The 19,960-nt window shown below is 72.3% G+C and carries 12 protein-coding genes; 8 read left to right on the top strand and 4 right to left on the bottom strand.

Annotation, left to right across the window (positions count from 1 at the left end; translation table 11 throughout):
* Positions 1-69 precede the first annotated feature (69 nt).
* Positions 70-528, top strand: coding sequence for a hypothetical protein (locus WJM95_RS24275; protein ID WP_339131909.1), 459 nt, complete (start codon positions 70-72; stop codon positions 526-528).
* A gap of 121 nt (positions 529-649) precedes the next feature.
* A complete protein-coding gene (locus WJM95_RS24280) occupies positions 650-2,485 on the top strand; it encodes a glycoside hydrolase family 18 protein (protein ID WP_339131910.1) in 1,836 nt (611 codons plus the stop codon).
* Here WJM95_RS24280 and WJM95_RS24285 read toward each other — a convergent pair.
* Complete coding sequence (locus tag WJM95_RS24285; protein WP_339131911.1) at positions 2,424-3,074, bottom strand: phosphatase PAP2 family protein; 651 nt, start codon at positions 3,072-3,074, stop codon at positions 2,424-2,426. The genes WJM95_RS24280 and WJM95_RS24285 overlap by 62 nt on opposite strands.
* 449 nt (positions 3,075-3,523) lie before the next feature.
* Positions 3,524-4,858, bottom strand: a complete 1,335-nt coding sequence (gabT, locus tag WJM95_RS24290) for a 4-aminobutyrate--2-oxoglutarate transaminase (RefSeq protein WP_339131912.1) — start codon at positions 4,856-4,858, stop codon at positions 3,524-3,526.
* Positions 4,859-5,240: 382 nt separating this feature from the next.
* Here gabT and WJM95_RS24295 point away from each other — a divergent pair, with 382 nt between their 5' ends.
* The 3 genes from WJM95_RS24295 to WJM95_RS24305 all read left to right on the top strand — a co-directional run bounded on the left by WJM95_RS24295 (position 5,241) and on the right by WJM95_RS24305 (position 11,517).
* Positions 5,241-7,664 (top strand): ATP/GTP-binding protein, encoded by a 2,424-nt coding sequence (locus WJM95_RS24295; RefSeq protein ID WP_339131913.1) that lies wholly within the window; start codon positions 5,241-5,243, stop codon positions 7,662-7,664.
* 170 nt (positions 7,665-7,834) lie between these two features.
* The gene (locus WJM95_RS24300; protein WP_339131914.1) at positions 7,835-9,499 is read left to right on the top strand and encodes a PucR family transcriptional regulator; all 1,665 of its coding nucleotides are present in this window, start codon (positions 7,835-7,837) and stop codon (positions 9,497-9,499) included.
* Between the two features lie 572 nt (positions 9,500-10,071).
* Positions 10,072-11,517 carry an aldehyde dehydrogenase family protein gene (locus tag WJM95_RS24305; RefSeq protein ID WP_339131915.1) on the top strand — a complete coding sequence of 482 codons (1,446 nt, stop codon included), beginning with the start codon at positions 10,072-10,074 and terminating at the stop codon, positions 11,515-11,517.
* Between the two features lie 84 nt (positions 11,518-11,601).
* Here the strand turns inward: WJM95_RS24305 and WJM95_RS24310 are convergent, their stop codons facing one another.
* A complete protein-coding gene (locus tag WJM95_RS24310) occupies positions 11,602-12,945 on the bottom strand; it encodes a helix-turn-helix domain-containing protein (RefSeq protein ID WP_339131916.1) in 1,344 nt (447 codons plus the stop codon).
* A 186-nt stretch (positions 12,946-13,131) separates the two neighbouring features.
* Positions 13,132-15,999 (bottom strand): glycoside hydrolase family 3 C-terminal domain-containing protein, encoded by a 2,868-nt coding sequence (locus tag WJM95_RS24315; RefSeq protein WP_339131917.1) that lies wholly within the window; start codon positions 15,997-15,999, stop codon positions 13,132-13,134.
* A gap of 361 nt (positions 16,000-16,360) precedes the next feature.
* On the opposite strand from WJM95_RS24315, the gene WJM95_RS24320 reads away from it, so the two are divergent.
* The 3 genes from WJM95_RS24320 to WJM95_RS24330 are packed head-to-tail and all read left to right on the top strand — an operon-like array spanning position 16,361 to position 19,928.
* Positions 16,361-18,040, top strand: a complete 1,680-nt coding sequence (locus tag WJM95_RS24320; RefSeq protein WP_339131918.1) for an extracellular solute-binding protein — start codon at positions 16,361-16,363, stop codon at positions 18,038-18,040.
* Positions 18,037-18,996 carry an ABC transporter permease subunit gene (locus WJM95_RS24325; RefSeq protein WP_339131919.1) on the top strand — a complete coding sequence of 320 codons (960 nt, stop codon included), beginning with the start codon at positions 18,037-18,039 and terminating at the stop codon, positions 18,994-18,996. Before WJM95_RS24320 ends, WJM95_RS24325 begins: the two co-directional genes overlap by 4 nt.
* Positions 18,993-19,928 carry a carbohydrate ABC transporter permease gene (locus WJM95_RS24330; protein ID WP_339131920.1) on the top strand — a complete coding sequence of 312 codons (936 nt, stop codon included), beginning with the start codon at positions 18,993-18,995 and terminating at the stop codon, positions 19,926-19,928. The genes WJM95_RS24325 and WJM95_RS24330 overlap by 4 nt, the downstream gene beginning before the upstream one ends.
* Positions 19,929-19,960: the final 32 nt, after the last annotated feature.

Genomic DNA, 19,960 nt, shown 5'->3' on the forward strand with positions numbered 1-19,960 from the left:
TAATGCACGACCCGGACCTCCCTCTCCCCTGTGACGCGACCCGCGTCGACACGAGAGGGAGGTTCCGTCATGACAGGGCCCAAGGCGGCGGTCGAGTGGCTTTCATCGGTGGCTCCGGACCCCGAGGCCTGCCGCTGGGAGTGGGAGCGCAATCCGCGGGGGATCGCGCTGCTGCCCGCGGGGAAGGCCTGGGACGTCCTGATCCTGCCGGGCGAGCTCGGCTACCCGACCCTCGACGTCCTGACCCGGGTGCTCGACCAGCCCGGACCGGTGCTCGTCGACTTCGGTGACGCCCGGATGGGCTTCTTCGTCCCCGCGGGCACCGCGGCCCGCTGGCTGGGCACGGGGGTGCGCACGGCGGGCCACGGCACCTGGATCGTGGTGCCCTACCCCGGGCGGGCGACCGGCGGGGTCCGCTGGCTGGTCCCGCCGGACGGCTCGGGCACGCTCACGGACCCGGCCCTGCTCGAACTGGCCATGCACGAGGCGGCGGCGGGCCTCGCCCGGAACAGGGACCGGCGGCGGTGAGGAGCCGTTTCCGGCGGACATCCGAACTCCGTTGCCTGTCGGGGGACTTGACAACCGAATTGGTCTGGACCAAGTTGGGCGCGCGTTCCCTCCTCCAACTCCCCCATGCCCGGAGGCAGTCATGGACCCCACCCGACCCGGCAGACCCCTCGCACGCCGCCGCCGCGGGCTGCTCGCCCTCTGTACGGCCACCGCCCTGGCCCTGCCCGGCCTGGTCGCGCTCTCGTCGGCCGCCCGCGCGGCCGACGCCGACCTCGCCAGGAACGGCGGCTTCGAGTCCGGCCTGAGCGGCTGGACCTGCACGGCGTCGGCCGTCGTCAACTCGCCGGTGCACAGCGGTGGTTCGGCGATGATGGCGACCCCGGCCGGCAGCGACTACGCCCAGTGCTCGCAGACCGTGACCGTGAAGCCCGACGCGCAGTACACCCTCTCCGGCTACGTCCGTGGCGCCTACGTCTACCTCGGCGCGACCGGCACCGGCACCACCGACGTCAACACCTGGACCCCGTCCGCCACCGACTGGCAGCAGCTGAGCACCACCTTCCGCACCGGCGCGTCCACCACCCAGGTCACGATCTACACGCACGGCTGGTACGGCACCGGCTCGTACTGGGCCGACGACGTGTCGCTGACCGGCCCCGGCGTGGCCGCCGGGCAGCCGCCGGCCGCGCCCACGGGGCTGACGGCCGGCACGGTCACGTCCTCCTCGGTCGGCCTGTCCTGGGCGGCGGTGTCCGGCGCGACCGGCTACAACGTCTACCGCGACGGGGTGAAGGTCCAGAGCGCCACCGGGACCTCCGCCACCGTGACCGGGCTGACGGCCTCCACCGCGTACTCCTTCCAGGTCGCCGCGACCAACGACGCCGGTGAGTCCGCGAAGTCGGCCACCGTCACCGCGACCACCTCGGCGGGCTCCGGGGGCGGCGGCGGAGGCTCCTCCGACCTGCCCACGCACGCCCTCGTCGGCTACCTCCACGCCAGCTTCGCCAACGGCGCCGGCTACACGCGCATGGCCGACGTGCCCGACAGCTGGGACGTCATCGACCTGGCCTTCGGTGAACCGACCTCGGTCACCTCGGGCGACATCCGCTTCAACCGCTGCCCGGCCACCGAGTGCCCCACGGTCGAGAGCGACGCGGACTTCAAGGCGGCGATCAAGGCCAAGCAGGCGGCGGGCAAGAAGGTGCTGATCTCGATCGGCGGCCAGAACGGACAGGTCCAGCTCACCACCACCGCGGCCCGCGACACCTTCGTCTCCTCGGTCTCGAAGATCATCGACACCTACGGCCTGGACGGCCTGGACATCGACTTCGAGGGCCACTCGCTCTCCCTGGACGCGAGCGACACGAACTTCAAGAGCCCGACCACCCCGGTGATCGTCAACCTCATCTCGGCGCTGAAGACCCTGAAGGCCAAGTACGGCTCGAAGTTCGTCCTGAGCATGGCCCCGGAGACGTTCTTCGTCCAGCTCGGGTACCAGTACTACGGCACCGGCAAGTGGGGCGGCCAGGACCCGCGCGCCGGAGCGTACCTCCCGGTCATCTACGCCCTGCGCGACGACCTGACCCTCCTGCACGTCCAGGACTACAACTCCGGCTCGATCATGGGCCTCGACAACCAGTACCACTCCATGGGTGGCGCCGACTTCCACATCGCGATGACCGACATGCTCCTGACCGGCTTCCCGGTCGCGGGCGACGCGGCCAACGTCTTCCCGCCGCTGCGCCCGGACCAGATAGCCATCGGCATGCCCGCCACCACCAACGCCGGGAACGGCTATGTGGCCCCCGCCGAGGTCACCAAGATGCTCGACTGCCTCACGAAGAAGACCAACTGCGGCTCGTACACGACCCACGGCACCTGGCCGGGGCTGCGCGGTCTGATGACCTGGTCGATCAACTGGGACCGGTTCGGAGGAGGGGAGTTCGCGCGGACCTTCGACTCGTACTTCGGCTGACGAACAGCCACAGGCAGCCCAGCAGCACCGCGCAGAGGCACCAACTGGCCACCACGTCCAGTGGCCAGTGGTAGCCGCGGCGCACCAGACCGAAGGCCACGCACGCGTTCAGGGCCGCGCACACGCACAGCAGCGCGCCCCGGGAGCCCGCCGTGCGGAGCAGCGGGAGGACGAGCAGGGTCGCCGCGCCGTACGCGACGGCGGCGGTGGCCGTGTGCCCCGAAGGGTAGAAGCCGGTGCCGGGTCCCATGACCGGGGGGCCCGGCCGGGCGATCAGTTCCTTCAGGGGCACGACCACCGCGGGGACGAGGGCCATGAGGACCGCGGCGGCGGCCGACGGCAGCCACCATCGGTCCAGACCGGTGGCGCGACGGCGCAGCGCGACATGGACGAGCGCCAGCAGGAGCACCGGAACCGCCACCTGGACGCTGCCCAGGTCGGCGAGCAGCTCGGAGAACCGGTCCGGGTGGACGAGGGCGCCGCTCAGCCGCTCGTCGAGGCGGGCCAGTGGGCCGCCCACCACGACCTGCCAGGTGATGAGCACGAAGCAGAGCGCGGGCAGGCCGAGGAGGAGGGGCGGGCGGGGCATGGGGGACAGCCTGCCATTGCCCGGAGTCCTCGCGGACAAGGTGCCCGTCCCGGGACAGGGAGTCGGCCGCCTCGGAACAGGGGGGGTGGTTCCGAGGCGGCCGCCAGGACCGGAACACCGCGCGCCCCGGGGGGTTTGGGGCGGGCGGCCGTCCGATCGGTGAGGAGAACCGGAGCCGCAAGCTCCGGGTGTGTGCGCGAGGGCACGACCAGGGCGAAGCCGGGAAAGCCTCGGCCCGGTCCAGCCCACAGTCCCCTGCGGGCGGGTCTGTCCCTGATCTGGGTAGAACCTACGGCAGGGGCTGCGGCTCCGACAGACGGATTCGCGTCCCGCCATCCACCTCGCACACCTTCTTCACACGCCCCCACGGGAACGCCGCAGCACCGGAACCGTCCGAGAAGCGCGCCCGTGGGCGGTTCAGGGGTTCCGGTGCTGCGGCGAGGCGTCCGTCAGATGCGGGAGAATGCCTGCTCGATGATGTCGAGACCCTCGTTGAGGAGGTCCTCGCCGATGACCAGCGGGGGCAGGAAGCGAAGGACGTTGCCGTAGGTGCCACAGGTCAGGACCAGCAGGCCCTCCTGGTGGCAGGCCTTGGCGAGCGCGCCGGCCGCCTCCGGGTTCGGCTCCTTGGTGGCCGGGTCCTTGACGAGCTCGATCGCGATCATGGCGCCGCGGCCGCGGACCTCGCCGATGATCTCGAACTTCTCGGCCATGGCGCCGAGGCGGGTCTTCATGACCGACTCGATGTGCTTCGCCTTGGCGTTGAGGTCGAGCTCCTTCATGGTCTCGATCGCGCCGAGCGCGCCGGCGCAGGCCACCGGGTTGCCGCCGTAGGTGCCGCCCAGGCCACCCGAGTGCGCCGCGTCCATGATCTCGGCGCGGCCCGTCACGGCGGCCAGCGGCAGACCGCCCGCGATGCCCTTGGCGGTCGTGATCAGGTCCGGGACGATGCCCTCGTCCTCGCAGGCGAACCACTGGCCGGTGCGGCAGAAGCCGGACTGGATCTCGTCCGCGACGAAGACGATGCCGTTGTCCTTGGCGAACTGGCTGATGGCCGGCAGGAAGCCCTTCGCGGGCTCGATGAAGCCGCCCTCGCCGAGCACCGGCTCGATGATGATCGCGGCGACGTTGTCGGCGCCGATCTGCTTGTTGATCATGTCGATGGCCTGGGCGGACGCCTCGGCGCCGGCGTTCTCCGGGCCGGTCAGCCAGCGGTAGCCGTAGGCGACCGGCACGCGGTAGACCTCGGGAGCGAACGGACCGAAGCCGTTCTTGTACGGCATGTTCTTGGCGGTCAGCGCCATCGTGAGGTTCGTACGGCCGTGGTAGCCGTGGTCGAAGACGACGACGGCCTGGCGCTTGGTGTACGCGCGGGCGATCTTGACGGCGTTCTCGACGGCCTCGGCACCCGAGTTGAACAGGGCGGACTTCTTGGCGTGGTCGCCCGGGGTCAGCTCGGCGAGCGCCTCGGCGACGGCGACGTAACCCTCGTACGGCGTGACCATGAAGCAGGTGTGCGTGAAGTCCTGGAGCTGGGCGGAGGCCCGGCGCACGACGGCCTCGGCGCTCGCGCCGACCGACGTCACGGCGATGCCGGAGCCGAAGTCGATGAGGCGGTTGCCGTCGACGTCCTCGATGATCCCGCCGCCGGCGCGCGTGGTGAAGACGGGGAGCACGGAGCCCACACCGGCCGCGACCACGGCGGCGCGTCGGGCCTGCAACTCCTGCGACTTCGGGCCGGGAATGGCGGTGACGACGCGGCGCTCCTGCGGAAGGGCGGTCATGAGGGGCTCCCTGATGATGAGGCGAACCGGACGGGTCCCCGGCGAACGCGGGGTGGTCCGGGCGGGGGGTTTTCGGACGCTTGCCTGCTTTCTTCGCAGGCTAGAGCCGAGGAGGGGTGCTCGGCATGCGCCATGTGGGCGTTGTCGGAGGAATGCGTTGTCCGCGATGGACATAGCGACGGACAGAACGGTGAACGGATCGGTGAACGGAACGGCTGACGGGGTGGCGGCCCGGGAGCGGACAGGGTGTGGCCCGGGAGAGCGGGCGCACCGCGGTCCCTCCCGGCGCGTGCGCGGCCCTGTAAACGGTGAACTCGCCCCGCGGGACCACTAGATTGACCTGAGAGCGACAGGCGGACGGGCTGGTCAGGGGGCGCACACGATGGACTTCGACGGTACGCGCGACGCACGAGGCACGCATGCCGATCCCGTGCCTCGTCCGGCCGCACCCCCGGGGCAGGTCACCGGTCCCGGCGCCGCCCCGCCCAAGCCCCCGGGCCCGCCGCCCATCCCCGGCGTCCCGCCGGCCTCGCGGCCGTCCGTGCGTGACTGGCTCAACGCGCCCCGCCCCGACGCCGCACTGGGGATCTGGCGGTACGGCTACGTCGCGCCCAAGGCGTCCAAGGAGCGCGGGCGGCTGTCCTCCGTGACGATCGTCGGTCTGCTGATCCCCCTGGTCATCGGGCTGATCGTCTGGTCCCTGTGGCGCCGCGGGAACGTTCCCTACCAGCTGGTCGTGCTGAAACTGTTCACGCCGGACGACTGGTGGTGGGGCGGGACGACCGCCCCGAAGGCCTGGCAGGGCCGGGACGCGATCGTCGTCTACGACGGCCTCTTCTTCGCCGCGCTCGTCTACACCATGGGACGGCTCGGGAGCTGGCGCGAGATCGCCCATCACTTCGTCGTCAGCCGCGCGCAGCCCGGCCGGGCCCTCGTCGCGGCCCTCGCGGCCCTGGTGACCCTGACCTTCGTCTGGCCGGACGCCTTCCCGGGCGTCGGGTGGGATCCCCTGCCGATCGTCAATCCGGTCCTGTCCCTGGTGGCGCTGATCGCCGGCGGGGACGACGTGTTCCAGTCGCTGACGATCAGCTACGGCGTCTACGCGCTGATCACCGCGGCGGTCCTGCTGCCCTTCGCGAAGCTGGGCGGATGGTGGCCGCTGGCCGTGCGGCGGTTCGGATCCCGTCCGGCCGCGGCGGGCACCGCGGCCGCTGCACCGTCCGCGTCGCCCGAGCCCTCGGGGCCTCCGGCCGAATGGCCAGAACTGAGGGCCGCCGGCCAGCACGAGGCGGCGGAACTCCTGTCCTCCGAGGTGCTGACCGGGCGCATGAACGACGTCGACTGCGCGCGGATCCTGCGCGCCTGGGACGCGGCCGGACGTGACGGACGGCTCGCCGGCTTCGGCGACACCGTGCTCAGGCGGGGCGCCGCTGCCTGGACCCATCCGTCCGGGGACCGCGACCTGCCCGTCCGCGCCGCCGCGCACGACCTGCTCGCCGCCCAGGTGCGGCTCGGCCGCTGGGTCGCCGGGGAACGCACCCCGCTCGCCTACTCCGGCGCGGGTGCCGCCCTCGGCCCGGCGGCCCTCGCCACCTCGCTCCTCGCCGTCGGACCGGCGGGCTCCGGCAAGACACGCCACCTCGTGCGGCCCGTCGCCGAATCCCTCGGGCTCCAGGCCCTCACCGCGCGCTGCGCCGTCGTCGTCGTGGCCGCCGCGGGGACCCCGCTGGGCCCCGACGCGTCGTACGACGTCGTCGTCAGGCTCGGCGATCCCGGCTCCGTCCACGACCTGGACCTGTACGCCGACAGCGACGACCCCGACGAAGCCGCCGCCTTCCTCGCGGAAGGCCTGGTCGGGAGCGTCGACGGCGTCGACGTCCGGCGTGCCGCGACAGCCCTGGCCCAGCTCCTCGGTCCCTACCGGACCGTGCACGGCACGTTCCCGACGATCCCCGTGCTGCGCGAACTGCTCGACGGGGTGCCCGCGCTGCTGGAGCCGCTGCGGCAGGAACTTTCGGCCGGGGGCCACCCCGCGATGCTCCGCGAACTGGAGGCGCGGCTGCGGCAGAGCGGCGGCCCGAACGACCCGGGCCCGGTCCTCGCCGACCGTCTGGCGCTGCTGGACCGGCCCGTCTTCGCGGACTTCTTCGGTTCGGGCACCGGCGCCCGGCCGTTCTCGCTCCGTGCGGTGGCCCACCATCCGCTGCGGGTCCGCGTCGACCTGCCGGAACGCGGATACGAGGAGGCCTCCCAGCTGATCACCCGGCTCCTGCTCGCCCAGTTCGCGGCCGTCGTGCGCGGCGGCGACCGGCGCGGGCACTTCGCCTGCCTGGTCCTCGACGACGCGACCGGCGCGCTGACCGCCGAGACCGTACGCCGTGTCCAGGGCCTGCGGGCGCACAACGCCGGGGTGGTGCTCGCACTCCGGAGCATCGGCGACATCCCCGAGGCCCTGCACGGACCGCTGTACGGCGCGGTCGGCTGCCGTATGGCCTTCTCCGGCGTCACGACCTGGGACGGCGCCCGTTTCGCCGAGTCCTGGGGCACCGAGTGGGTCGAGGCCCGCGACGTGGCCAAGCACACCGTCTTCGCCGACCAGCCCATGACCCGGGCCATCCACGCCCTGCGCAAGCTGGTGACCGGCAAGGCGGTGACCACGGACGCCGTGACCGTGCGTCAGGTCGAGCGGGAGCGCTGGTCCGCGTCCGAACTCGCCCACGCGGTCCCGCCCGGACACGCCGTGCTGTCGCTGACCAGCGTGAAGGGGGAGCACGCTCCGCCGCTGCTGGTGGACCTGCGGAGCTGACGCGAGGGCATATGGGGTGGAACGTATGAATATACGGACCTGGTGACCAGGCGGTATGAGCGTGAGCGCACACGGCGACCGTACGGTGAGGCAGAATCGACACAGGCCGTTCATACGCCGCGGCCAAAAGATCACAGAGATCACCGAGCTCACACCGACCTGAAGGCCTCATGCCCCCCACGCTCGCCTCGCTCGTCCACCACTCCGCGCTCAAGCTCACGGTGCGTGCGGGCGAGGACCGCCTGGACGTGCCCGTCCGCTGGGCCCATGTCAGCGAGCTGGCCGACCCCGTGCCGTACATGGAGGGCGGGGAACTGCTGCTGATCACCGCGCTCAAGCTGGACGCGGACGATCCCGAGGTCATGCGGCGGTACGTGAAGCGGCTGGCCGGCGCCGGAGTCGTCGGGATCGGCTTCGCCGTCGGGGTCAACTACGACGAGATCCCCAAGGCGCTCGTCGACGCGGCCGAGGAGGAGGGCCTGCCCCTCCTCGAAGTGCCCCGGCGCACCCCCTTCCTCGCCATCAGCAAGGCCGTGTCCGCCGCCATCGCCGCGGACCAGTACCGCGCCGTCACCGCGGGGTTCGCCGCCCAGCGCGAACTCACCAAGCAGGCGCTGAACGAGGGGCCTGAGGGACTGCTCGCCGCGCTCGCCGGACAGGTCGACGGCTGGGCGGCGCTCTACGACGCCTCCGGGGCGGTCGTCGCGGCCGCCCCCGACTGGGCGGGCCGCCGGGCCGCCCGGCTCACCCCGGACGTGGAGCGGCTGCGCGAGCGGCCCGCGCCCGCGAGCTCGGTCGTCGGCGGCGAGGACCGCGTCGAACTGCACTCCCTGGGGACGGGACGCAGACCGCGCGCCGCCCTCGCCGTCGGAACCGCCGGCGCCCTCGGCACCGCGGAGCGCTACGCCGTGCACTCGGCGATCGCCCTGCTGACCCTGACCACCGAACGCTCCCGGTCCCTGCACGCCGCCGAACAGCGGATCGGCGCGGCCGTCCTCGGGATGCTGCTCGCCGGGGAACCCGACCACGCGCGGGCCGTCGCCGGAGACCTGTACGGCGAACTGCTCGACGCGCCCTTCCGGCTGATCATCGCCGAGTCGGTGTCCGCGTCGGCCGGGCGGGCGCACGCCGACGGCCACGCCCGGGTGGGCGCCTCGGCACCCGCGAAGACCGCCGTCGCCGTGCCCGGCGTGAAGGGTGATCCAATGGGCGGCCTCGCGGAGGTCGTCGAGTCCGCCGCCGTGCGCTCGGGGGAGTCGGTGCTCGTCGTCCCCGACGGGGAGCGGCTGGTCGTCCTCGCCGTGGACGGCGGCGCCGCGGTCGCCGCCTGCGGGGACTACGCCGCGGTGCTGGAATCCGCGCGGGCCGTTCCGCGCGAGCAGGGCGCCGGCGCCGGGGACGAGGACGAACTCGTCGTCGGGCTCTCCGCCCCGGCCGGTCCGATCGCCGCCCGCGCCGCCTACAAGCAGGCCGAACAGGCCCTGTCCGTCGCCCGGCGGCGCGGCCGGTTCCTCGTCGAGCACGAGGAACTGGCGGCCGGGTCCGTCCTGCCGCTGCTCGCGGACGACGCCGTACGGGCGTTCGCCGACGGGCTCCTGCGCGCGCTCCACGAGCACGACGCCACCGGCCGCGGCGACCTGGTCGCCTCGCTGCGGGCGTGGCTGTCCCGGCACGGGCAGTGGGACGCGGCGGCGGCCGACCTGGGAGTCCACCGGCACACCCTGCGCTACCGCATGCGCAGGGTCGAGGAGATCCTCGGCCGCTCACTCGACGACCCCGACGTCCGGATGGAACTCTGGCTCGCCCTGAAGGCGACGTCGGCGACGGGGGAGTGACGGGGGCCGAGGGCTGAGGGGGCGGCCGGGACCTTCCGGCGACGAGTGGAGCGCGTGCTCGGACGGACGCCCGCGCGACACGCGGTGCCCGGCGCGAGCCGACGGCCGTCCCGGGGCACGGCGGCCGGTCCAGCCGCTGCTCCGGCGGCGGCCGGGCAGGGACCCGGTGATCCCCGGCCCGCTGGTGGCAGTCCGGCAGGGGAGCCCGTGGGCAGGTCGGGCCGGTGCTCCGAGGGCGGCCGGGCCGGGACCCGGTGATCCTCGGCCCGCTGGTGGCAGTCCGGCAGGGGAGCCCGTGGGCAGGTCGGGCCGGTGCTCCGACGGCGGCCTGCCACGGGACCCGCGCCCAGCGCAAGCCGACGCAACGACGGCGGCCAAGCCCGTACCTCGCTCCGTGCGGGCCCGTGCTCGGGCAGCCCCGGAAACCAGGCCAAACCGGAGCGTCAGGCACCCCGACTGTTACGCGTCGGACAAACACCTCCCGGTGGTCACGGCCCTACCGTGGACGGGAAAGCGCAGCACCAGCAGGAACCCCCCCGTCAGCACTCCTATGGAAGGGCCGGGACTCGCACATGACTTCTCCCCACGCCTTCTGGCTCGCCGGCCGCCAGGCCACCGGCGAGACCACGTTCGACGTCACCTCGCCGTGGGACGGCCGGATCGTCGGTCAGGTCAGCGTGCCCACCGACGCCCAGGTCGAGGAGGCCGTGGCCGCCGCCTACGCCGTGCGCGACGAGTTCGCCGCCACCCCGGCCCACGTACGCGCCGCCGCCCTCGACCACGTCTCGCGCCGGCTGGCCGAGCGCACCGAGGAGATCGCGCAGCTCATCTCCGCCGAGAACGGCAAGCCGATCAAGTGGGCCCGCGGCGAGGTCGGCCGCGCGGTGTCCGTGTTCCGGTTCGCCGCCGAGGAGGCCCGCCGCTTCAACGGCGGCGAGGCGCAGCGCCTCGACACCGACGCGGGCGGCCAGGGCCGGCTGGCTCTCACGCGCCGCTTCCCCAAGGGTGTCGTCCTCGGTATCGCGCCCTTCAACTTCCCGCTGAACCTGTGCGCCCACAAGGTCGCCCCGGCCATCGCGGCCGGCGCCCCGATCATCCTGAAGCCGGCGCCCGCGACCCCGCTGTCCGGTCTGATCCTCGGTGACCTGCTGGCCGAGACCGACCTCCCCGTCGGCTCCTGGAGCATCCTGCCGGTCGCCAACGACAAGATGCCCGCCCTGGTCCAGGACGAGCGCCTCCCGGTCATCTCCTTCACCGGCTCCGAGACGGTCGGCTACGCGATCATGGACTCGGTGCCGCGCAAGCACTGCACCCTGGAGCTCGGCGGCAACGGCGCGGCCGTCGTCCTCGCCGACTTCGCGAGCGACGCGGACCTCGACTGGGCCGCGACCCGGATCGCGACCTTCTCCAACTACCAGGGCGGCCAGTCCTGCATCTCGGTGCAGCGCGTGATCGCGGACGCCGCGGTGTACGACCGGCTGCTGCCCCGCGTCGTCGCCGCCGTCGAGGCCCAGGTCACCGGTGACCCGTCCGACGACAGGACCGACGTCGGCCCGCTGGTCAGCCAGGCCGCCGCCGAGCGCGTCGAGACCTGGGTGGACGAGGCCGTCGCGGCCGGCGCCACGCTGCTCACCGGCGGCAAGCGCGAGGGCGCCTCCTACGCCCCGACCGTTCTCGCCGACGTTCCGGCCGATGTCACGATCTCCTGCGAGGAGGTCTTCGGACCGGTCCTGACCGTGCAGAAGGTCGACGGCGAGGCGGCCGCCTTCGAGGCCGCGAACAACTCCAAGTACGGCCTCCAGACGGGCGTGTTCACGCACGACCTCCAGACCGCGTTCCGCGCGCACCGCGCCCTGGAGGTGGGCGGCGTCGTGATCGGTGACGTCCCGTCCTACCGCGCCGACCAGATGCCGTACGGCGGCGCGAAGCAGTCCGGTGTCGGCCGCGAGGGCGTCAAGTTCGCGATGGACGACTACACCTACGAGCGCGTGCTCGTCCTGACGGGTCTCGCCCTCTGACCGGGACCTGACCGAGCCGTACGGCCCGAGCCCACTGTGCGGGGGCTCGGGCCGTCGGTGTGTCCGGAGCGGGGGCAAGGGAGTTCAGGGCTCGACGGAGCCCTCGGGGGAGCACTCCATCGCGTGGAACTTCGGGATCCGCCCGCAGATCGTCACCGTGCGGGGCGGTGCGTCGGAGTCGACGGGCAGCATGCCGGTGTAGGTGTCGCGGTCCACGCGCACCGTGGCCGTCAGTTCGAGGTCGTACTTGTCCCTGATGGTCACGGAGTCGCCCACCGCGCCGCTCTCGATGCGGCCCCAGACCGCCCCGCAGGCAGCGCTGTAGCGGAGTTCGATGTGCATGCCGCGCAGCCAGGTCTCGCGGGCGGTCGTGGCGTCCCACTGGCAGTCCATGGCCTGGGGATCGCGTCGCTGGCAGCTGTCCTTGGAGCAGCTCGGCCGCGGGGTCTGCGGCGAAGGGTCCGTCGCCCCGGGGGACGAGCCGCCGCCGAACGGGGCGGCGCCGAGCGTGAACGCGGTGGCGAGACTGCCCACCAGAGCACCGGCGGCGACCAGCCCGGCCACACGTATCCCGGGCTTCCAGTCCCGCAGGGCGAGCTGCCGCCGGGCACCCGCCGGCACATCGCCCGACGCCACCCCGGCGGACGCCACCTCGGCCGGCGGTCCCTCGGCCGACGAAACCGCCCCGGCCTGCACCGCCACAGACGGCACCTGCACGGCCTGCACGGCGGACGGCACCTGCACGGCCGGTACCGGCACAGACGGCACCGGCACCGGCACCAACACCGGCCCTTCCGCCACCGACCGCTCCGGCGCGGACTGTGCCCCCACGGCCTGCGCGGAGGCGGGGCGAGCCAAGACACCCTCCGCGAACCCGCCCTCCGCGAACCCGCCCTGCACGAACCCGCCTTGCGCGGACTCGCCCTCCGTGAACACGCCTTGCGCGGGCCCGCCTTGCACGAACCCGCCCTGCACGGAGACGCTCTCCGGCGTCACCGGTTGCACGGCCGCAGCCCGCACCGAGCCCGGTTCCGCGGTCGCAGCCGTCGCCGCCACAGGCGCAGTCGCCGACGAGCCCCCCTGGGCGACACCGCCCCCGGTCCCCGCCCCGTCCCCGCCCACGGCCGCAGACGACCCGGCCCCGGAGTCGGTCACGCTCCCGGCCCCCGGCGGCTCCACCGCCCCCGCCAGCAGCCCGAGCAGGAAGTCCGCGTCCGCGTCCATGACGGCGGCGAACTCCTCCAGGGCCACCGCGGTGGGCAGTTGCTTGCCGTTGAGGAAGCGTTCCCACGACGAGCGGCTGTAGTGCGTCTTGCCGGCGAGGCGCCCGAAACTCAGTCCGGACCTCTCCTTCAGCCGCCGCAGCTCCGCCGCGAGCGTCTCTCTGCCCGATGGCTGCCCACCGCCGCCCCCCTGACTTCTGGTCACTCTGGTCCCCCGTCACACATGGCTCTCGCCCACTGCGTAGAACGGGGTGATTATCGCTCATGTGTACGGCAGGGCCCGACCGAAAACGACGTGTCTAGTGACAATCGTTTTCAGCTCACGTCGCCGTGAAGGGGTCCGGCACCGATGCCTTCCGGTGCCGGACCCCGTGCCGGCCTCTCCGGACCCTCAACCGGAGAAGCCGACGTGCGCGAGCCGGACCGGCCCGCGCAGTCCGAGGCGGACGTCGTGCACACCGGCGGCGGTGAACGCGGCGGTGAGCGTGCGGTAGGCGTAGGGCCCGCCCGTCCGGCCCACCGGAACCTCCGCGGCGGCCGGCCCGCCGCCCGGCGGTGAGCCGTCCAGCGAGATCTCGACCACGCCCTCACCCGCCACCTCGACGACGACTTCGGTGACTCCGGGACCGAAGTCGCATCCCCGGTACAGGAGTTCGCCCGTGCCGCCGCCGACCGGTGTCACCGCGTCGCCCGAGCTCCTCGTCCGGTCGACGATCGCGGTGTCACGCTGTTCGTCGAAGTCGGCGGCGTCCAGGCCGCGTTCGCGGACCGGACGGTACGTACCCGGCTCGCCGTCGAGTTCGACGGTCGCGCCGAGCCGGATGTCCTCGCTCGACGCGCCCACCAGCAGTTCGTACGCACCGGGTTCGAGCCGTCGCCTTCCCTGGCTCACGTCCCAGAACTCCAGCACCGTGAGCGGGAGTTCGAACGTGACGGCCGTCGGTGTGCCCGGGGCGAGCAGGATCCGGCGGTGGGCCGCCAGTTCGCGGCGCGGGCGGGGCACGGACGGGGCCACCGCCCGGGTGTAGAGCTGGACGACCTCCTCGGCGGTCACGGCCGAGGTGTTCGTCACCGTGCACGTCACGGTCAACGCGTCCACCGCCCGGCCGACTTGAAGATCCGTGTAGGCGAACGAGGCGTAGCTCAGGCCGTGTCCGAAGGGGAACAGCGGGGTCCCCTCGAAGTAGAGATAGGTCTGCCGCCCGCCGATCACGTCGTAGTCGAGCAGGTCCGGCAGGTCGTCGTCCCCGGCGTACCAGGTCTGCGGGAGGCGGCCGGCGGGGGAGACGTCCCCGGCGAGGACGCGGGCCAGCGCGGTGCCCGCAGCCTGGCCGCCGTGCGCGGTCCACAGCAGGGCGGGCAGCCCGGTGGGGTCGACCGCGTACGGGTAGGCGGAGACCAGCGCCAGCACGGTGGCCGGGTTCGCCGAGCGGGCGGCCGCCAGCAGCCGCTCCTGATGCGGGGGCAGCCGCAGCGTCGTACGGTCCTCGGTCTCGCGGCCGTTGATGTGCGGGTCGTTGCCCGCGACGACCAGCACCACGTCGGCCGAGGCGGCGGCGCGCGCCACCGCGTCCTCGCCCCGCCGCGTGAACTCCAGCTCGAAGACCTCGGCCTTTTGGATGTCCGGCCCGGCGACCTTCACTCCGTCGGCGGCGACGTGGACGTATCCGCCCGTCCCGAGGTGCTTCAGGAGGTGTCCGCCGCCCCGGGACGCGGCGGGCTCCAGCCGGAAGGTCTCCTGGACGACCCAGCCGCCGGGCCGGTCCGCGGACGCGCGCAGGAACCCGTCCTCGGCGACGGACAGGAAGCGGCCGTCCGGAGAGCGCAGGGTGAGGACGCCCTCGCCCCAGTCGGTCAGGGCCAGTTCGGTGCCCACGGCGTCGGCGGTCAGCGGGGGCAGATCGGTGCGGCCCGTGATCAGCGCGGGGTCGAGGGCGCCCTCGGCGTCCCGCGCCGCCTCCGGCACGTCGTCCGCGGCGGGCACCGCGAGATACCGGCCGGACGAGGTCCGCAGGCGTACGCGGTCCACGCCCTCGGCGAACTCCACCCGGTCGGCGCCGAAGCGCTCGTACAGCCCCTCCAGCGGGGTCGACCGGTGGATGAGCGTGCCGCTGTACCAGTCGAGCATGCACTCGTCGGCGAGCAGGCCGACGACGGCCACCCTGGCGCCGGGGCGCAGCGGCAGCAGGCCGTCGTTCTTGAGCAGGACGATCGCCGCTTCCGCGGCCTCCCGGGCGAGCGCGCGGTGGGCGGGCGTGTCGAACTCCCCGGTCGCGGCGTACGGGCCGAGGTCCGGGTCGAACTCGCCCAGCCGGAAGCGCACCGCGAGCTGCCGGCGCACCGCGGTGTCGATGTCCGCCTCGGTCAGCAGGCCCCGCTCCAGGGCGCCCCGGACGCGCGCGGTGATCAGGGAGCCGTCCGTGCCGTGGTCGGTGAAACTGTCGACGCCGGCGAGGAGCGCGGCCGCCGTCGCCTCCTCGTGGGTGTCGAAGTAGTGCTCGGAATCGACCAGGTTGGAGGGCGCGCCCGCGTCCGAGCAGACCAGCAGCTCCTGGTCGGTCCAGGCCCGCAGCTGCTCGCGCAGGTACGGCGAGACGTGGTTGGGGCGGCCGTTGACCAGGTTGTACGCGGGCATCACGCCGGCCACGGCACCGGCCCGCACGGTGTCGCGGAAGGCGCGCAGATCGTACTCGTGCAGCACGCGTGGCCGCACGGAGGAGGACGAGGTGTCCCTCGCGGTCTCGTTGTTGTGCGCGAGCCAGTGCTTGAGGACCGGCGCCGTGCGCCAGTGGACCGGGTGGTCGCCGCGCAGCCCGCGGGTGTACGCGGTCGCGAGGGCGGAGGTGAGCGCCGGGTCCTCCGAGTAGCCCTCCTCGTTGCGCCCCCAGAGCGGGTGGCGCAGCAGATTGACCGTGGGGGACCAGAGGTTGAGGCCCACACGGTCGTCGCGGGCGCGCATCGCGCGGGCCTCGGAGGACACGGCCCGGCCGATCCGGCGTACGAGCTCCTCGTTCCAGGTCGCGCCGAGCCCGACGGCCTGCGGGAACACCGTCGCGGGACCCATCCAGGCGACCCCGTGCAGTGCCTCCTGGCCGGTGCGGAACGCGGAGATTCCGAGCCGCTCGACGGCGGGCGCGAACTGGTGCAGGAACGCGATCCGTTCGTCCAGGGTGAGCCGCGTCAGCAGGTCGTCGACGCGCTTCGCGAACGGCAGGCTCGCGTCACGGAAGGGCGGTACGGGCGGCGTCTCGGCGGTCACCTGGTGTTCCCTCCGCGATGGGCCTCGAAGGTCTTTCGAAGCGCTTCGATGCTCGATCGGTCGAGGGGTGGGTGTCAAGAGACGAGCATCCGGCACCTCTGTTTCCCGCCAACACGCCAAGTGCCGCACAGATGCGCCCTGTTGTTCTCCGTCCCCGAGGAATCTTGGAAGCGGCCCTTGTGCGCCCCCAGGCGTTCACTTAACCTCGCAGCAACATCGAAGCGCTTCGACTGTCGGGCTGCCCTCTCCCCAGGGCACAGTCCTCCGAGGTCCGCTTCCGCTCGGGCAGCTCCATTCGAGACACCGCAGCCGACGGCCCCGCCCGCCGGTGTCCTGCTGTGCGCCACGAAGGGTTGACGCAATGACGCCGAACTCCGTCACATCCGCCCCCAGCCGGAGAAGATTCCTCGCCTCCACGGCCGTCGCAGCGGCCGCCGTGGCCGGCGGAACGCCTCTGCTCGCCGCCTGCGGCGGCGGCAACGACGGTGGCAAGGACGGCACCACCTCGGGGAAGGACGCCAGGAAGATCCTTCCGGCGTTCGTGGCGTCGAGCGTCGTCACGCCCGACCTACCGTCGAAGAACGGATCGGCGGCGGGGTTCACCCGCGCCATCGACCTGGGCGCGCTGAAGACGTCCGTCCCGAAGAAACTGGGCAGCGGCGGCGACCTGAAGATCATGTCGCCGTTCTGGGGCACCCCGCCGAGGGGCGACAACGCCTACTACACGGCCATGAACGAGGCCATCGGCATCAGCGCGTCCTGGCAGAACCAGGACGGCAACACCTACGACGAGAAGCTGGGCGCGATCCTGGCCTCCAGCGACATCCCGGACGTGGTGGTCGTCCCCGGCTGGAACCTGAACGGCAGGATCCCGAGCGCGATCGACGCCAAGTTCGCCGACCTCGGCCCGTATCTGTCGGGCGACAAGGTCAAGGACTACCCGAACCTCGCGGCCGTCCCCACCGACGCCTGGCAGCGTTCCATCTTCGGCGGCCGGCTGCGCGCGATCCCGATGCCCGCCTCGTACGTCACCAACATCGCGCCCTTCTACCGCAAGGACGTCTTCGCCAAGAAGGGCTACACCCTCCCCAAGTCGCCCGACGAGTTCCTGGCCTGGGCGAAGGAGGCCACCGACGCCCGGGCGAAGGTCTGGGCCTGCGACGACCTCAAGTGGACGGCCTTCAACATCTACGGCGTCCTCAACGGCAGCGACAAGGCCCTGTGGTGGGACCTGAGGGACGGCAAACTCGTCAACCGGATCGAGACCGACGAATACCTCGAAGCCCTGGAATGGACGCGCAAGCTGTACGCGGCGGGCGTGGTCCACCCCGACGCCAGGGCCGTCAAGGGCGACGCGTCCAACCGCTTCACCGCGGGCCAGTCCCTCGTGTTCAACGGCGACCTGTCCTACTGGTACGGCTCGACGGCCGAACAGCGCACCCAGAAGACCGACTTCGAGATGGGGGCCTTCGACATCTTCGGCCCCGACGGCGGCGACCCCACGCTCTGGGCCACCCAGCCCGCCGGCATCTTCACCTTCGTCAGCCGGAAGGCGTCCGAGCGGCAGATCAAGGACTTCCTCGCGCTCGCCGACTTCTGCGCGGCCCCGTACGGCACCAAGGAGTACATGCTCACGGTGTACGGAGTCGAGGGCACCGACTACACCGTCAAGAACGGCCTGCCCACCAAGACCGCCAAGGGCACCAACGAGGTCAACGGCGCCTACGACTACACCGGCGACCCGGCCGCCTACCTCGCCCACCCCGATCTGCCGGAGATCGCCAGGCTCCAGGTCGAATGGCAGCAGCGCATGGGCGCCTTCACCAGGAAGTCCTCCTTCTACGGCCTGACCATCACCGAACCCAACCGGTGGACCAACCTCGCCAACGACTTCGAACAGCTGGAGGACGACATCGTCCGCGGCCGCAAGAAGACCGGCGACATGCAGCAGGCCGTCGCGGACTGGAAGCGCAAGGGCGGCGACGACCTGCGCGCCTGGTACGGGAAGCTGCTCGACGACAACGGCTCCGCGGCCAAGTGACCGAGGAGAGCGCCGGACAGCGCGAGGGGAAACCGGCCTTCCGGCTGCGGCTGCGACGCGACCGCACCCTGATCCTGATGACCCTGCCCGCGATCGCGCTGCTGCTCGTCTTCACCTACCTCCCCGTGCTGGGCAACGTCGTCGCCTTCCAGGACTACGACCCCTACCTCGGCGACAACGGCTTCTCCGCGATGTTCCTGAGCCCCTGGACCGGTCTGGAGAACTTCCGGCGGATCTTCGCTGACCCGGGGTTCTGGCACGCGGTGCAGAACACCTTCGTCCTGTTCCTCCTCCAGCTCGTGCTGTACTTCCCGATCCCGGTCGCCCTCGCGCTGCTCATCAACAGCGTGGTCAGGCCCCGGGTCCGGGCCGTCGCCCAGGCGGTCATGTACCTCCCGCACTTCTTCTCCTGGGTCCTCGTCGTCACCGTCTTCCAGCAGATCCTCGGCGGGGCGGGCATCATCGCCCAGACCCTGCGCCGGCACGGCCACCAGGGCATCGACCTGATGACCGACCCCGGGATCTTCAAGTTCCTGGTGACCGCCGAGGGCGTCTGGAAGGACGCGGGCTGGGGCATCATCGTCTTCCTCGCCGCCCTGTCGTCCGTACCGCCCGACCTGTACGAGGCCGCAGCCATGGACGGAGCCGGGCGCCGGCGGCGGATGTGGCACATCACCCTGCCCGCGCTGCGCCCGGTGATCGCCCTGCTCCTGGTGCTGCGCGTGGGCGACGCGCTCACCGTCGGCTTCGAGCAGCTCCTGCTCCAGCGCGACGCCGTGGGCCCCGGAGCCTCCGAGGTCCTGGACACCTACGTGTGGTGGAACGGCATCCGCAACCAGGACTTCGGCTACGCGGCCGCGGCCGGACTGATCAAGGGCGTGATCGGCCTGGGGCTCGTCCTGACCGCCAACAAGGTCGCCCACCTCATGGGCGAGCAGGGGGTGTACGAGAAATGACCGCTGCGACCAGGGACCCGTGGGACAGGGCCGGCCGCTGGGCCGCGCCGCCCCGGCCGGCCTGGGAGGAGGAACCGTCGAAGGCCGGCCTCGCGGGCAAGGGACTCGTCCTGGTCCTGGCGGCCTGCGCGATCCTCTTCCCGCTCTGGATCGTCGTCGTCACCAGCCTCCAGTCGAAGCGGACCATCGACGCGGCGGGCGGCCTGGTCGTCGTCCCCCGGGGCGTCAGCCTCGTCGCCTACAGGGAACTGCTCACCGGCGGCCAGGTGCAGCGCGCCGCGCTCGTCAGCCTCGGCGTGACCCTGACCGGCACCCTGTTCAGCATGGCGGTCTCCGTCCTGTGCGCCTACGGTCTCTCGCGCGCCGGATCGCTGGGCCACCGCGGGCTCCTGATGCTGCTGCTCGCCACCATGTTCTTCGGCGCCGGGCTCATCCCCACCTATCTGCTGGTGCAGGCGCTCGGCCTCACCGACACCTATCTCGCGCTGATCCTGCCCAGCGCGGTGAGCGTCTTCAACATCCTGGTGCTGCGGGCGTTCTTCATGGGCATCTCACCCGAACTCGTCGACAGTGCCCGGATCGACGGCGCGGGCGACTGGCGCATCCTGTGGCAGATCGTGATGCCGCTCTCCCGGCCCGTCCTCGCGGTCATCTCGCTGTTCTACGCGGTCGGTTACTGGAGCGCCTGGTTCAACGCCTCCATCTACCTGACCGACCAGGACATGATGCCGCTCCAGAACGTCATGATCCAGCTGGTCCAGAAGCAGGAGCGCCCGGTCGGACTCGCCACCCAGATCAACACCGGCCAACTGTCGCCGCTCGCCGTCCAGATGGCCGTCATGGTGATGGCGTTGCTGCCCGTCGCGGTCCTCTCGCCCTTCGTCCAGCGGCACTTCAAGAAGGGCATGCTCACCGGCGCCGTGAAGGGCTGAACAGCTCCTTCCCTCCCCTTCTTCATCGAGGT

It is taken from the genome of Streptomyces sp. f51, from assembly GCF_037940415.1.
GTDB lineage: Bacteria > Actinomycetota > Actinomycetes > Streptomycetales > Streptomycetaceae > Streptomyces.